Below are 14,826 nucleotides of genomic sequence, written 5' to 3'. Positions count from 1 at the left end.
TTAACAAGGATCATCCACCGTTAACAAGAAACCTACACCGTTAACAACCATAACGGGTATCTCGTCTGAATGAAAGGTGATCGGGTTCGTGATGGCGTGATGGGTATGACGCAGGCGCCTAACGGCGCCACAACAAACCCCATTCTGCGCTCCTTTTGACGTTTTCCCCGAGACATTTTGCTCCGATTCAAAAATGTTACAATTTGTAACAGGGGTGGTTACACCCCCTTCACCTATCCCCCAGTCACCGTTAACAAGGATCATCCACCGTTAACAAGAAACCTACACCGTTAACAACCATAACGGGTATCTCGTCTGAATGAAAGGTGATCGGGTTCGTGATGGCGTGATGGGTATGACGCAGGCGCCTAACGGCGACCCAGGTGTGTGTTTCATGAAGCCAAATTCCGTTGCATTCCCTCATTCTATCCCTCAACGAAAAAATACCTCTGTATGTTGAAATAGTGCCTCAGCGAGCAAGACCAACTTGGTCTTGTTCAATTTGGCAGGAAAGTAAACATGGTAGACCTCAGAAACTACGCAAACCCAACAAACGCACAGCAGTCGGCAGAATGGATTACCGCAGGGTATATCCGACCGAACAAGAAGGGTGAAATCGGTGCAATGGTCAATGTTGAGATGTATGTAACCTTCACCCCGGAAGGTAACATGGTTCTCCCACTAGGAGACAACAAGTTCGTTGAAATCCCACCGGTTGTCGGTAAGAAGAACGCGACCTACAATGTCGGAAAGACCGGTCTCTCAGTGAGTCTCACCCACATCGCCGATGTCCTGAGTGGCAAAGATGGTGCCTATGCAGCCATCAACTCACCACCCCGGCTTGAACGGACAACCCCACCAGCGGAAGCAACGACAGAACAGCCTGCCACCGCAGCGACCACGGAGGAGCCATCACCGGCTTCCCCCAAATCTTCATCACGTTCGAAGAAGACAACCCTTGACAATCTCAAGGGTGAATAATGGACATCCCCACAATTCTCATCTTTGTCTTCATCCTTGGCGCGACACGTTTCCTCTAAGAGCCACTCCTGCTCTCTCCCCAATATTTTTTTATGTACTGGTTATTGGTGGTAACAAAGGACCTCGCCACCCCTTGTCACAACCGTTATCTTCCGTAACAACCGTCATCCTCTCTCATAGTAATATGACCTATCCTGTCTTTTTTTATGACGAACGGGCGGCGCTCAGACAACGCTCGCAGGTCTCCGCGAAATGCGCTCCGACCGCTCACTAGCCTTCGCTGCCGCCCTTGTTAGAATGGGCGACGCCGGTATTGATTTGTAGTAGATTGCGTCGCAGCAGAGCCCTCCTTCAGGACCCTCGCAACCTCTCCATTATATCTGTTAACGAACGTGCCCTCCCGAAAAATATCTATGTATCTTGAAAGAGTGCCCAAGAGGGCAGGATAGTAGATATGTGTTTCGACAGAAACAATTGCGGAACGTGCCCCGAGCACGAGTATTGCAGTGCGACCACCTTCACCCCCCTGGAACAGACCTGGGACCATGAACCAATTACAATGGAGGAATCCGATAATGGAACTTATTACCCCCTCCACTGAACATTTTTCAGAAGTAAACCGAAAAATCGAACTCCGGGCACACGAACTCCGGGAACTCGATCCTAACAGCATCGAACCCGCCGTTTTCTTCACTCGACAAGCTATCAGAGAAATATACGGACTTGATCAATTATGATGTTCACATTTAATTACGACGAACGCGACAAGTGCGCAACCATCTATGTCTACCCAACATCGAACTTCGACGACGAACCTCTCGCCACACACGCCATTGTCCCGTCAGACGTCGAAAAGATCATCGGTAATCGCCGATACCTGTCCAAACAGGAGAAAGAAATGCTGATTGCCATCGATTATTTCGGCGAGAAGTATCGGATAAACAAGGGGCGGTAACTATGACTTCTACAAGGCGAAACGAGCATCTGTTACACGGTCCAGAAATCGAACCGAGAACCTATCCCCGGATCAACAAGTTCGAGTATGAGCGAACTAAGAAAACAGAGTATCCAAAAGGACGGAGGTAAGCATGGCTTACTCCTCTTATTTAGAATTGCTTCAAGCCTTAAGCGAATTTGTTGACGTTGATTATCCTCGGGAACAGATGCAAAAACTGATCCCTCTAGGGATTGGATTCATATTTGATTTCAACAATTGTACTTGGGAAGAAGGACATATTTTCGAACACAGATTCAAAAAGAATTTCCGGGGTTGGTTCGACAAGTTCACAAAAATATCTCTGTATATTAATAAAATGTATGAAAGAATATGTAGTGAATGTTAGGAATTGCGAGAAAGGATGGAAAAATAATGAGCAATATGTGTTCATAGGAAGAGGATCAAAATGGGGAAATCCATTTTTTATGAAAGACGAATCTAAAAGAGATGAAGTTATTGAGAAATATAAGAAATATTGTATAGAAAGTGGATTGGCAAAAGATGTAAGTGAATTAAAAGGTAAGATCCTGGTTTGCTTTTGCAAACCGAAAAGATGTCATGGAGATGTTTTATTGGAGATGTTAAATCATCTCTAGCACATTTTTTATGTACTGGCACTCCCCCCGCTGCATCACAAAAATATCTCTGTATCATGAAAGAGTGCTCGAAAGAGCAGGAACCAGAGTATGGAACTCAAAGACTATCGCCGAGAAATAGGATTCATCCTCGGGATGATCCTGGTAAATGGTATGGCAATTGGAATAATCGTTGGATATGGGAGTGGAATTTAATGTCCCGCTCCTCCAATCTAAATCTTTTTGACACAAAGGGTAAACGAACCCCCAACGCAACCCTACCTCTACCAGACGTCTTTACAACAACCACCACAATCCGATCCGTAAACCGGTATCGGTTCAAACTGCGTCGCATAGGTAAACAGATGTCATATATCCGGTATATGACTCCATGCGGAAAGATGGAAACTCTATCCAAATGTGAGGTCTGCAGCGGAGGTTATTATTACAACCAACAACCTTGCGCATATCACTGTGGACACTCCACATCATGCAAAATAGCAGGGTTAAAAGCACCTACACAATGGTGCGGAGATTGCCGATACCGGTAATCACCTTTTTTTTATGTACTGGCACCCCCGCTGCATCCCCAAAAATATCTCTGTATTCTGAAAGAGTGCTCAAAAGAGCAGGAACTAGTATATGGAACTGTTACAGAGAACCAAGACCAATGCACCGCCCAACGAGCAGAAGTTAAGAGGCATTCCGGTCGCCCCCACACTTGCAGAAATCGCATCAGAAGAAGTGCAAGCAATTGTGATTGCACTTAAGAATAGATACCCAAACGCTTCCAGAACAGAAGAGTTCTGGTTCAGACTTGCTCTAACACATTGGGAATTAGATTCCTAACCTTTTTTTATGTACTGGCACCCCCGCTGCCCCGAAAAATACCTCTGTAACATGAAAGAATGCCCAAGAGGGCGGAGTTAGGTATCATGGCTAAAATCATGATAAGACTACTGGCAGAACATTGTGTTCCCTGTCCAGATTGCGGATCCCCTATGGTAGGATTCAAGTATGGAAATCATATCTCGCGTTGCACCAGTTGCAAAGCGTTCTATCATCTGCCGAGAACACGGCAATCGAAACAAATGATGATGCCTGGGTGTCAGGGATAATCTTTCTTTTTTTTTATGTACTGGTAGTAATAACAACTCTTGTTCTCATCATCATAATAATAATAATAATTATAATAACAACCCCCGCTCCAACCAACCCTGATTAATAATGGGGGGCGCCCATGCCTCCAAAAGCGTAGAGGGAGTGCGATCTCCTCCCGCGCGCCGCAGGCGGGAGGACATCCCACGAACGGGGTGCGCCCCGAAAAATATCTCTGTATTCTGAAAGAGTGCTCGAAAGAGCAGGATAAAGAACATGTATGTATGTAGATGTTGGACGGGAGGGTTGCGCATCATGGACGATTCAGTCGAATGCGGCGCTTGCCCTGGAGACGATGAGAGTGGATATCCGATACCAAAGAGTATCGAGCCTCTCATCACCGAACTCTTTTCCTCTGAAGAAGAGGAACAGTAAAACCCTTTTTTTATGTACTGGTAGTAATAACAACTCTTGTTATCATCATAATAATAATAATAATAATTTCAACCAACCCTGATTGATAAAGCCGGGGCGCCAGGACCCTAGTGAGCGTAGAGGGAGTGCGATCTCCTCCTGCGCGTGGCAGGCAGGAGGACATCCCACGGACGGTGCGCCCCGAAAAATATCTCTGTATCTTGAAAGAGTGCCCGAAAGGGAAGGATACAGAACATGTACGTATGCAAATGTTGGAACGGCGGTCTTAGGATCCGAGACGATACGGTCGAATGCGGCGCTTGCCCTGGAACCAATGCGGGAGGTTACGAGATACCACGGGAACTCGAACCTCTTATCAACGAACTCTTTTCCTTTGAAGAAGAGGAAGAATAAAATCTTTTTTTTGTACTGGTCCAATGGCGACGCCTGTCTCACTCATACATGCACCCAACCCTCGCGAGTTCACCTCTGTTCCGGGGAATCGTTCTTGTCCCGGCAGCTAAACTTCGCTTCGGCGAAGTTCACCCTCTGCGGAGGGTCGCTGCCTCCCACAAGAACGACCCCTACTCGTCGGCGAACTTTTCTCATCCCGCGCGCGTGGCAGGCGCGGATGACAAGTCGCCAACGAAACACCGATCTCCTAACAATTTACCACCCAGGATGCTAACGCGGATCATATTCCTAACAATTTACAGCCCAGGTCGCTAACGCGATCATGTACAAACATACCGTTAACAACAGGGCTCCCCCCACAACCACGACGGGGCTGCTGCCCTGGGTCGTGATGAAGGGGAGGGGAAAGTAAAAGGTTTTTTTGTTGGGGTGCACAATCTTCCCTACCCACCCACCCGATATTCCATTTGCTATTTGTGCGCAAGCGCCAAATATCAAAATTAGGCACGCACAGGCAACTCTGCAGTCAAACGTCGCCTCCCCATCAGAATTCGCATGAATTCGTATATTTCCGCCTGATCCATCCTGAAACCACCACCCCACCAACCAACATATCTTCGTATACCACCCCCACCCACTATTCCAAACCAAAATATATCCCCCCAAAAATAGGGGTCCCGGAATTTTTGCTATGAAAACACGCCAAAACCTCTGAATTTTCCTATATTTTCAGGACAGAGCTCTCTCCCCCCGAACCACCCCAACCCAATCAAAATATATATCATCACTCATACCCAATATATGATAACACCCCCGAACAATTTCCATTTTAGAAACAGTCCATTCCATAAATAGGTAATTTTGATACCATGTCAACCTCTCACAACACCCCAATCGGCACAAAAATCCTCATAATGCACAACCCTGAGATTGAAGAACTAGCCCCATCCATACAACCTCATACGGTCACCGAACTCGGCACATCCTTTAGTATCGGCACATTCGACGGATTAGAAGATATAGAAATAATTGACGACGACACCAACGAACTTATAGAAATCCTTCCAAACGTCCCTCGCCTCATCATTGACAACGACACTCCGGACGGAATCCTCATTTACGGATTTGAATGTTACTGGACAGAATTAACCCCAAACCTCGAAAGAATATTTAAAACCAGCCTTCACACTAAAACATCCGCCCCCGATCCTAACACCAACCCAACCACCGATCCAACCTCCAACCCAACAACCAACCCAACCAACAACACCAACCAAAAACCACTGCACCCCGTCTATATCGCATATATAAATAAAATAGTCAAAAAAATTTTCGCACGTACCTGAACACAGGCACGATTATCCTATACTTCAACAACACCAACATTGAACTATTCGGAATTCCCGAACAGTTCAGATTCGATATGTTTCCATTCGGGTTCGGGTTGCCCGACATACGCATAATTCCTTTTGAGTTGTCCTTCAGATATAAAATTTTGCCCGACCCAATACTGTATATCCCGACCCAGATCTCGTTTCATCGTTTCCATAACATATATCTTTTTAATAGATTCAATATCAGTAAAATTCAGAAACTTGAACACTGCAGACTGCATTAAAAACCCATACCGTTTACGGTCAGCCGGATCCATCCCGGCTTCGATCCACGCACCACCTCCACTCTCCTCCGCCTGCCCAACCTGTCTCCACATATCCGTTTCCAGTTCATCACTATATCCGGCAGCCTGTTTTGCTTCATGCACCAGTTTCATCCGTTTATCATTCAGGTTTCGAAGCAACACAACATGACTCTCCAATCCGAACTTAAGAGCATGATCATCAGGATACTGTTCAACCGCATTTGCCATCAGATCAAACGATTTCTGTGTAAACGCAATATATTCATCAATTTCCGCGATTCGTTTCTTATAATAACCTGCACCAACTTCTACTGCTGTCATACTACAAACCTCCGTATAATCGCTATGGTACGCCCACACATTAGCTCTATAGTGGCGATACTCATCTCCCCCCTTATGATACATCCTCTGCAAAACAGGGGTTCCCGGCACCAGGATCATTAATTAAAGATAATCCTAACAAATCAACATGTTCTTCGATATATTCGAATACCCGAACATCCATCCGACCAGCATCCCTGACTGCCTGGTATAATGCAGCATCCAGATCCCATACAGCATCGATCATAGCATCTGCGAACACAGGATATATCCTATAACACTTCAATTCAGGATGAGACACATTCCATATATAGGGATATCCCTGATTAGGATTTGATCTACGATCCAGTACACCGACAAACGTTATTGTTTTCCGGATATATTCTCCGGTAACATGGATATACACCAATAACGCACAATCAGAATCCCGCATCATCGGTTCACATCGAACATCATAATAATAAGGTCGAGGTAGTTCCATCGGTTTACTCACATCACCTCCGGCACAATACCAGAAGAACCGAGACTTGATACCTCCTTTTTCTTTGTATTCATGGTATATTCCGGACCGATCTTCCTTTGGATGTTTATGTTTAGCCATCATCCAAACAGCCTCCGCAACCATCCCTTTTTAGACCCCCCGCAATCTCGCCCCTGCATCATCGCAGCACGAGCCCTGAAAAGAGCTTCACACCCGCCCTCGGAATTCCCCTTATCACCAGATTTTTTTTCGCGCTGCTCGCGCAACAGCAACAGATCAGAACGAATCTGAATATCCCATCCTTCAAACATATACATTTCAATATCAGATTTACATTCACCACACCGAAACACAATCACATCACGCCGCTTCCGATCATCAGTTTCAGGATCTTCCCTCCACGAACTCATCTTCAACCCTTCAACCCCGCAATTGAGACAGGTAATTTCAAACAACGGTTCATGATCACGGTCCCAGGCATCTTTCATATAGTCCCGGAACCCGACAAACACATCCAACTCAGTATCGCACATTTACAATCCTCTTTACATGTGATTCTATCCAGTTCAAACTACTAACATACACAGTACATTTTCGTTTCACAGATAAACCGCCGGTTGATATAATATACAAATGATTTTCCGAAACATTCAATTCGATTTTCGTATGACAACCAGGACATCGAAACTCGATAACATCCGGCGAACCAGATTCATTACCCGTAACAGGGACTAATCTATCCTCATCACAACACGGACAATTCAACACATATGCAGGATCAGGTTCCCGAATATATGATTCATTAGATAACATCTCAGTCATACTTCCTCTTCAGATATAATCTCATAACCACGAAACAGACACACGCGAATGCAATCCCTGCAAGCACTCCATAAAAAAATACATACCACATATCGCCACACATCATTGCATCAACCCCACCACCACCACGAAGAGAAGAATCCCCAACAACATACATAGCAGCAGATGTGCCGTCCCTGCGAAATCGTCTTCATAGTCTTCATAATCTTCAGTCATATTTCATCTCACCACACAATCAGAACCACGATTATTCCGACAATATATTTGAACACAGGTTTCAATAAAATCATATTCATCGTCATAAACAGTCCCAACAAATTCGGGTCTCATAAAACAAATAAACCGATTCGTAATCCCCTGAATCTGAACAACAAATCCATACTGATTACTATGCATAGTATAGATCCGAACATCGTTCCACGATTCCAGGTTTGCGATTTTCTGGCATAATAGCGAGTCTTCTTCGATCCATCGCCCTTTCTCAAAATGTCCTTTCACTATCGAACCTCAGTAACAACATGAATAAAATTACCATTCTTTAGATTGATTGTATAGGTCTTACCAACAACAACCTGAGAATAAACAGACCAGCCAACACGATATGTTCCGATATCAGTATCAATAAAATACGCCTTTCCGTTAACATCTCCTACAATATATTTATCCACAATAACGACATCAATCGTTTCCCGAACAGCAGATGCATCCAATGAAACCACTATTGCATACCCAATCCCGATCACAAGCATAATCGCGACTATCATAATCGCAAACTCACATTTATCCACGAATTCACCACCACCCTTTCCGTTCAGCAAAAACCTGAAAATATACAGAGGCAGCCAATATTCCTATAGCTATCGAGGCGAAACCTTCCATCCATATTGCAAAACCAAAAGCCCCAATAACAATATTGATCATTGCAATCTCTATTTTATCAGCCATACCCTTACCTCAATCATCCCTTCGTAGTGCCATCACCAAAACAGCTCCATTATCCTGAACCCGTTCTTCAACCAACCCATCCCGAACAAGTTCTGAAACCACCCGGACAACAGTATCGGCATGAGGATAATATTCTTTTAACAAAAACCCTAAAGTCAGAACAAACCCTCCGGAATATTCATCAGGACTCAACCATTTCATGATCTTCGCTTTATGTGCCATATCTAACCGACCACGAATCCGATCACGTTTCCCCTGTCGATACTCATCAAGATACCGTTGAAACGTCTGCATACACCACGATTCGAGCGTATACTCATCTGTATATATCTGCAGATGTTGAAGTGCGACTTCGAGATCAACAAACAACATTGCAATCTGATCAAGATTATCACTATTTTTGCGTTTCCGTTTCTGGAGTGCATGGATCAAACGTGCAAGAGATAGAACACCGTCTTTTGAAACCCCATGACGATCCGGGTCAGCTCGTTCTTCATCCAGATATTGCGAAAACTTCGCTTTCGATTCATAATCGAGTATCACTACCAACTGAGCGAGAACAAGTTCAACATCAGCAACCTCTTCCGCAACATGCCGGACAAACTCCGGTTTATATGCATATATCCGGGTCATTTCAAGCGCTTCAATCAGCTCCGCTAACTCTTCCACAACGACCTCCATCTGAATATCACCCCAGATACGATAACATTCAGACGCCAACGATCCGGTCGGAGTAAACACCCCGGTTTCAGTATATACTTTAATTAAAGGTTCAATCATTTCTCCAGCCTCCGTAGTGTTACTCCAATCGTCGTTTTCTTCTCACAATACGTCTTGCATAACCGGCACCGATACACTTCAAACGCATCCATCTGTTTATATGGATAATCAGGCGGAATATATCCGTCTTCATCAATATATTCAAGCAGTATCCAATCGTGAGGACACCCTTGCCCCCCCTTTGAACTCACATCATCAAATGGAGAGAAACTAATCAACCGGAAATCCCAATATCCTGGCACTTCAACATACCCGTATTCTCCGATTTGCGGTTCGTTCCAGGACTCTTCATATACATAATCTCCGGGACCCTGTTCAAATAGATACTCGTTCTCATGATCGTCAGCATCCGGAAACACCTGACTTTCAATAGAATGCAAATCATGAATAGATCCACAGAACCACGTAATATCGCGACACCGGGATATACCCCGATTGTCATCCCAGAACGCCATATCTCCCCAATCAGTAAACCTAATCGTCATTTAACCTCACATAAAAAAGATTTTTTATCTCCGGTATCTTCTCCAACCCGAATGATCACAATACTTGAAATATAAGTATACAAGCACAATTGTTACGGGAACCATCAGGATACCAAATATCCGTTCGTATATGATCCACCGCAAAATTATATCTTCATACCCCGACATCATTCAATCTCCTCCTCAAGAATCTGCCTCCAACACGCAACATCCATTGGACTCCCTGCTCCGTCCCGGTCAATAGCTTCCCGCACCTCTTTCTGAAACATCCGTCTCTGTCCAGGAACCATCGTATACCAGCTCTGAACAACAGCATCTGCAATAGTGGACACCACATACGTCTGTCGTCCGAGTGCATACCGAAACGCACAAAACAGGATAATATGCTGATCCACATCATTACAATCAAGAATCATGAATTAACCTCATCAATCTGTTCCCAATCAGAATCATCCCGAAAATCTTCATCTTCATGCGATCTCCCCTGTTCCATAAGGAACCCGGAACAATCTTCGTTTTGATAATTCAACCCGACATAATCGAGTTCTTCTTTTGCTTCTTCAAGCGATTCAGCTTCAATATCAATGAAATAAAAATCGCGTGACGAAAAATGGTATCTGTATCGGGTCATTCTCCTCCAACCTACATCAGATCTTCGTCATCGAACACGGCACTTACAATATGCAGATCAGGTGCAGTAACAAACAACACATCAGTATAGATAGTATCTTCGGATGCTGCTGAAACGAACCCAATACTCGCACCTTCTCCATTATCTACCACTTCAATATTCCAGATCCCGTCATTTCCATAATAGACAATGATCTTAGTCCGGGTAGAAAACGTGAGGATAACCGGTTTTTCAAGTGATGAGTCATACGCACAAAACTCATCCACAAACGATGCCTCTACAAGATCATGTTCAACAACCCTGATCTCAACAAGATCATCTGAAGATCCATAAATCATATACCGTATCATAACAATCCCTTCCGTTTACCCATCCCATAACTACCAAATTGTCTACATCGTCCCACAAACACCGACTCCTAATAGATCTCAGGCGACTTCGGAGCACCCACATAATAGTTCCATACCGGCGGCTGACCCGTAACAGATGGAAGGTACTTCCCACAAACCATATCATCCCGAACAAACTTCGCCAGGAACTCGCACTTTTTATCTCGTTCAACTCTCCAGACACACCCTTCAGCCGGTTCCTGCGCCCCATACTGTCCATATCGACCAAGCAGATCAAGGGCATCTTCAATAGAACACGCCTGATGTTTTTTCCAGAGTATCGGCACCACCGGAACCCCGATGAAATTTATTCGATTCACCAGTTCAGAATACGTATACCTCTTCTTTTCCGAATTAAACAGGTCAAACGCGACAAAAGGTTCCCGAGATCCATAAAAATCATACCGAATCCCATGTGCCATCCCGAGCCATTCGCCTGAAATCTGTTCTCCTTCCCGTAAAATCGAATGAAAATCTTCATACCGGTTATACACCCATCGTGCAAACTGATGATGAACTTCATGATGTGACGAATGTGCAGGATACCCTGCCCGATTAATGGGGATCACCGTATCATTCACTTTACATACAGCGACATTCGATCCATCCAGTTTCTCAGTAACAATAATAAGATCCCGCGCATCCCTTGTTTTCTCAGTAAGAATACGCCCGGACCCCGGATCAATCCGATAATCACTCTGTCCAATCCGGCTCCCCGGCAAATGCGGAATTGAACCATAAGCCTTCCGCTTCAACGGTTTAATAACCGGGGTTTCAACAGATATCGGTCGAATATGGTTTAACATACACATATTCATCACACCCTATCGAAAGATCTGATATTGAAGATCAAACCATTAACATATCTATTGATATTCACAAAAACAATACGAAAATCATATAGATTCATATACATATATATTAGTTTTAAACCCTTATTATACTTGTTATCGGTCAAACAGATCCCAAGATACTCCAACAAAATTGAATTAAATAAAATCAAAATAAAAGGGTAAAATTTATGTATAAAACTGTTTTAATGGAATTACAATTCCAGAAATTGTCTGAGTAACCATCATATAATTATCAACACACCCTCGTAAATATTTATCAATCGGTGAACACACAACAATAGTCCCTGGTTCGACAACACCATCCCCGCAAAATTCCACAGGTATACCTAAAATAACCATAGATTTATTACGATTACCCTTCATTCCCCCCGAGGCTCTATAATGAAACATAGTAAGATCACGACGCATTTCGCCTAATGCTTGAAATAGAACAGAATAATCATTATAATGCGCCAAAATACATTGAACTTTCTGATTAGAACGCATCATAAGCAAACTCTGCACCCGATACACTTCGCACATCAACCCTCTATAATCGATCATGGACAGAGGTTCATTTTTAGTTTCTATCCAGGCACCTTTTACAAACATCCCAGTCATTCTACACACTCCTTTTCACTAAAATACAACGTTTTATACAAACTTAAATACTCATACAGTGTATCAGAAGTCAGATACCCAATACGAACAAAATAGAGAGCACTTTCACCAAACTCTCCCGGATCAACAACACGACAGTTCATTCGACCGACCATTCTTTCAGTTTAGGATACGAAAACTCGAAAGATTCACCAGGATCCATATTCAATACAGATCGAATCTTAGATTTCCACGAATCTCTCTGACACGCAGGATAATCATCTAAATTATCGACCAATTCAGCAACCATCTTGGTTCGCAACTTGTTCCACTGAATAAGTGCAGCATCTTGATTTACACATATTGCATAAATAAGATCCCGTCCTGCAAAATGTTCACTCACAATCCATACCGAGGGAACCCGATCGGGTTTGTTTTCCACTCGTCTTTCAGTTTTAATTTCGTTTTTCATTGTAAAATCACCGTTATCTACGAACGTATCCAGATACTCAGCTACATCTTCAGATAAATCCCGAACACCATAACATCGAGCAAACTGACCTCCGGAAATTGGCATAATCATATCCCAATCAAAAAGAGTATCCAATATATCACGAATCTGAACTTCAGTATATATCCCGGAAAACTGGTATGCCAAAACAGGTATAGAAGACAGATACCCCTTTTGGGTATTCCGGGATATCTGCAGGAACACCCCAAGTTCACGCCAATTCTTAATAAATTCGCAAAACTCCATTCAAACCCTCCTCACAACCTATTTCCATTTTGGAAACATCCGATTTTACTCCATAAAACATCAACACATTATATCCGAACGATAGAGTGTATTATACTCTTTAATAGCAACAAGTTCGTATGAACCGACCTCTTCATGAAACGCCAGCCATCGTGCTGCAAGATCACGATCAACCAACCATTTCACCCGATCAACCTCAACAACCTCGACATCTTTAAACTTCGTATTTTCCCGTCGCAGAAACGTCTGATACAAATACTTAAACGGCACCCCGTTATGCACAATTATATGACCGGCTATAGGGCTATGTGCAGCAATCACTTCATTCAAAAAAGCAGCAGCCACCGCAGGCACTTCACCAACATCTGCCAGACATTTCCTATACGAAAACGCCGCCCCGGTACCATCACATCGATACAATACAAACAAAGGATATTGAGATCCGTGGGGATCCGGTTCAACCATCACCCGATCAATCCCACACCCAACTTTCTGATCCCATATCTTTGGAGATAACGCCAGACAATCGAGAATAATATCCTGATCCTCTGCAGACACCCGATCCCCCACAGAATACCGTGATCGTAATGCCTGCATATATTCGATCGCGTCTTTCTTTGCAGTAAACGTCTTTGGACCCAGAGTAATTTCAATCATACTCTATCAGTCACGTTTTTCTTTTGATCCCGATCAATTTTCCAAGTATGTGCAATACTATCAATAAATCGCCGACTACCAGAATCCAAAACAACTTTCGTAGAATACAAAGCACATACTTCAGCCACTGAAGAATACAGAATATCTGAAGTATACTGTCTCATAACTTCCCGATACGCCCCATTATCTTCAACATACAGAAACGCTCCAATCTCATTCAGGTGTTCAGCTTTCATCGAAGCAATATGATGTTGATCAAATTTCTCAACAGGATTCATATACAATTCAGCTTCAATACCGAACCGAAGCAACATATTCTCGGTCTTTTCCCGAACCGATTCGGGTCTACCAGTAATCACATGGGTAATTTCCTCCTCCATCCCCTCAAGAAGAGGATTTAGAATCACTCCGTTTTCCCATTGCAATTGAGCTTCTGTAAGATGTGCAGGTCGTTTCGGATCGGGATATATAACAGTATAATCAAGATCCCAGGCAACAACAGGCAGATCAGAATTCAATGATGTCATGTTATTCACGATCCCCCTCATTGTCATCAACATCAAAATAATCCGATACAATAACCATCGGAGAGAAAAATCCACGAACAAGACTTATCTCTTCTTCCAGCAAAGGTCGGTAATCTACCCCTCGTAAATGATCAGATCCGTGAAACGACGCTAACTCATAATGCCCAGTAACCCAACCATCGTTATATACTCGAAGATGCATCTGATGATCACCTTCCACTAAACGACACGTATATAACTGATTTTTAAACCGGATACTCAAATCATTATAATAAAACCCATTATTATTGAATATCCGTTCCATCTTCTGATACGGCATATCTTCAAGATGCAACTGAAACATCCGATATATTTCAGGTTCGATTTCACGTGCAATCCGGTTCATTATCTGCCGATACAATGTCGTTAACTTCATATACATAATACTACAAATCTCCAAAATAGTTTAATAGTTATCAATATAATTATATGATATCCTAG

The 14,826-nt window shown here is 43.4% G+C and carries 26 protein-coding genes; 7 read left to right on the top strand and 19 right to left on the bottom strand.

Annotation, left to right across the window (positions count from 1 at the left end):
• The first annotated feature begins 519 nt into the window (after positions 1-519).
• From PHO71_RS14410 to PHO71_RS14380, 7 genes are all read left to right on the top strand, one after another.
• Entirely contained in the window at positions 520-981 is a 462-nt protein-coding gene (locus PHO71_RS14410; RefSeq protein WP_300204614.1) for a hypothetical protein, read from the top strand.
• Between the two features lie 545 nt (positions 982-1,526).
• The gene (locus PHO71_RS14405; RefSeq protein WP_300204611.1) at positions 1,527-1,718 is read left to right on the top strand and encodes a hypothetical protein; all 192 of its coding nucleotides are present in this window, start codon (positions 1,527-1,529) and stop codon (positions 1,716-1,718) included.
• Positions 1,715-1,936 (top strand): hypothetical protein, encoded by a 222-nt coding sequence (locus PHO71_RS14400; protein ID WP_300204608.1) that lies wholly within the window; start codon positions 1,715-1,717, stop codon positions 1,934-1,936. Before PHO71_RS14405 ends, PHO71_RS14400 begins: the two co-directional genes overlap by 4 nt.
• 362 nt (positions 1,937-2,298) lie before the next feature.
• A complete protein-coding gene (locus PHO71_RS14395) occupies positions 2,299-2,574 on the top strand; it encodes a DUF4326 domain-containing protein (RefSeq protein ID WP_300204605.1) in 276 nt (91 codons plus the stop codon).
• A 56-nt stretch (positions 2,575-2,630) separates the two neighbouring features.
• Positions 2,631-3,104 (top strand): hypothetical protein, encoded by a 474-nt coding sequence (locus PHO71_RS14390; RefSeq protein WP_300204602.1) that lies wholly within the window; start codon positions 2,631-2,633, stop codon positions 3,102-3,104.
• A gap of 91 nt (positions 3,105-3,195) precedes the next feature.
• Positions 3,196-3,402 (top strand): hypothetical protein, encoded by a 207-nt coding sequence (locus PHO71_RS14385; RefSeq protein WP_300204600.1) that lies wholly within the window; start codon positions 3,196-3,198, stop codon positions 3,400-3,402.
• Between the two features lie 1,991 nt (positions 3,403-5,393).
• Entirely contained in the window at positions 5,394-5,825 is a 432-nt protein-coding gene (locus PHO71_RS14380; RefSeq protein ID WP_300204597.1) for a hypothetical protein, read from the top strand.
• A 44-nt stretch (positions 5,826-5,869) separates the two neighbouring features.
• On the opposite strand, the gene PHO71_RS14375 is transcribed toward PHO71_RS14380, so the two are convergent.
• From PHO71_RS14375 to PHO71_RS14285, 19 genes are all read right to left on the bottom strand, one after another.
• Positions 5,870-6,439: a hypothetical protein gene (locus PHO71_RS14375; RefSeq protein WP_300204595.1), complete on the bottom strand. Its 570-nt coding sequence runs from the start codon at positions 6,437-6,439 to the stop codon at positions 5,870-5,872.
• 73 nt (positions 6,440-6,512) lie between these two features.
• On the bottom strand, positions 6,513-7,064 hold the full coding sequence (locus PHO71_RS14370) for a hypothetical protein (RefSeq protein ID WP_300204592.1): 552 nt from the start codon (positions 7,062-7,064) through the stop codon (positions 6,513-6,515).
• A complete protein-coding gene (locus PHO71_RS14365) occupies positions 7,040-7,453 on the bottom strand; it encodes a hypothetical protein (RefSeq protein ID WP_300204591.1) in 414 nt (137 codons plus the stop codon). The genes PHO71_RS14370 and PHO71_RS14365 overlap by 25 nt, the downstream gene beginning before the upstream one ends.
• On the bottom strand, positions 7,440-7,742 hold the full coding sequence (locus PHO71_RS14360; RefSeq protein ID WP_300204589.1) for a hypothetical protein: 303 nt from the start codon (positions 7,740-7,742) through the stop codon (positions 7,440-7,442). Before PHO71_RS14360 ends, PHO71_RS14365 begins: the two co-directional genes overlap by 14 nt.
• A 219-nt stretch (positions 7,743-7,961) precedes the next feature.
• A complete protein-coding gene (locus PHO71_RS14355) occupies positions 7,962-8,240 on the bottom strand; it encodes a hypothetical protein (protein ID WP_300204586.1) in 279 nt (92 codons plus the stop codon).
• Positions 8,240-8,506, bottom strand: a complete 267-nt coding sequence (locus PHO71_RS14350; protein WP_300204583.1) for a hypothetical protein — start codon at positions 8,504-8,506, stop codon at positions 8,240-8,242. The genes PHO71_RS14355 and PHO71_RS14350 overlap by 1 nt, the downstream gene beginning before the upstream one ends.
• Before the next feature lie 28 nt (positions 8,507-8,534).
• Positions 8,535-8,687 carry a hypothetical protein gene (locus PHO71_RS14345; RefSeq protein WP_300204581.1) on the bottom strand — a complete coding sequence of 51 codons (153 nt, stop codon included), beginning with the start codon at positions 8,685-8,687 and terminating at the stop codon, positions 8,535-8,537.
• A gap of 9 nt (positions 8,688-8,696) precedes the next feature.
• Complete coding sequence (locus tag PHO71_RS14340; protein WP_300204578.1) at positions 8,697-9,467, bottom strand: hypothetical protein; 771 nt, start codon at positions 9,465-9,467, stop codon at positions 8,697-8,699.
• On the bottom strand, positions 9,464-9,952 hold the full coding sequence (locus PHO71_RS14335) for a hypothetical protein (protein ID WP_300204575.1): 489 nt from the start codon (positions 9,950-9,952) through the stop codon (positions 9,464-9,466). The genes PHO71_RS14340 and PHO71_RS14335 overlap by 4 nt, the downstream gene beginning before the upstream one ends.
• Positions 9,953-10,119: 167 nt before the next feature.
• A complete protein-coding gene (locus PHO71_RS14330) occupies positions 10,120-10,368 on the bottom strand; it encodes a hypothetical protein (RefSeq protein ID WP_300204572.1) in 249 nt (82 codons plus the stop codon).
• Positions 10,365-10,583 (bottom strand): hypothetical protein, encoded by a 219-nt coding sequence (locus tag PHO71_RS14325; protein ID WP_300204570.1) that lies wholly within the window; start codon positions 10,581-10,583, stop codon positions 10,365-10,367. Before PHO71_RS14325 ends, PHO71_RS14330 begins: the two co-directional genes overlap by 4 nt.
• A gap of 11 nt (positions 10,584-10,594) precedes the next feature.
• Positions 10,595-10,933, bottom strand: coding sequence for a hypothetical protein (locus PHO71_RS14320; RefSeq protein ID WP_300204567.1), 339 nt, complete (start codon positions 10,931-10,933; stop codon positions 10,595-10,597).
• A 68-nt stretch (positions 10,934-11,001) separates the two neighbouring features.
• Entirely contained in the window at positions 11,002-11,694 is a 693-nt protein-coding gene (locus PHO71_RS14315; protein ID WP_300204564.1) for an RNA ligase family protein, read from the bottom strand.
• 297 nt (positions 11,695-11,991) lie between these two features.
• On the bottom strand, positions 11,992-12,426 hold the full coding sequence (locus tag PHO71_RS14310; protein ID WP_300204562.1) for a hypothetical protein: 435 nt from the start codon (positions 12,424-12,426) through the stop codon (positions 11,992-11,994).
• Positions 12,423-12,581 carry a hypothetical protein gene (locus PHO71_RS14305; protein ID WP_300204559.1) on the bottom strand — a complete coding sequence of 53 codons (159 nt, stop codon included), beginning with the start codon at positions 12,579-12,581 and terminating at the stop codon, positions 12,423-12,425. Before PHO71_RS14305 ends, PHO71_RS14310 begins: the two co-directional genes overlap by 4 nt.
• Entirely contained in the window at positions 12,566-13,162 is a 597-nt protein-coding gene (locus PHO71_RS14300) for a hypothetical protein (RefSeq protein ID WP_300204558.1), read from the bottom strand. The genes PHO71_RS14305 and PHO71_RS14300 overlap by 16 nt, the downstream gene beginning before the upstream one ends.
• Before the next feature lie 60 nt (positions 13,163-13,222).
• Positions 13,223-13,819: a DCL family protein gene (locus tag PHO71_RS14295; RefSeq protein ID WP_300204555.1), complete on the bottom strand. Its 597-nt coding sequence runs from the start codon at positions 13,817-13,819 to the stop codon at positions 13,223-13,225.
• Positions 13,816-14,346 carry a hypothetical protein gene (locus PHO71_RS14290; RefSeq protein WP_300204552.1) on the bottom strand — a complete coding sequence of 177 codons (531 nt, stop codon included), beginning with the start codon at positions 14,344-14,346 and terminating at the stop codon, positions 13,816-13,818. Before PHO71_RS14290 ends, PHO71_RS14295 begins: the two co-directional genes overlap by 4 nt.
• A gap of 1 nt (position 14,347) precedes the next feature.
• Positions 14,348-14,761, bottom strand: a complete 414-nt coding sequence (locus PHO71_RS14285) for a hypothetical protein (RefSeq protein ID WP_300204549.1) — start codon at positions 14,759-14,761, stop codon at positions 14,348-14,350.
• Between the last annotated feature and the right edge of the window lie 65 nt (positions 14,762-14,826).

This window comes from Bacteroides sp. (assembly GCF_028690125.1).
Lineage (GTDB): Bacteria > Bacteroidota > Bacteroidia > Bacteroidales > Bacteroidaceae > Bacteroides.
This window is presented reverse-complemented; position numbering and strand designations above follow the sequence as displayed.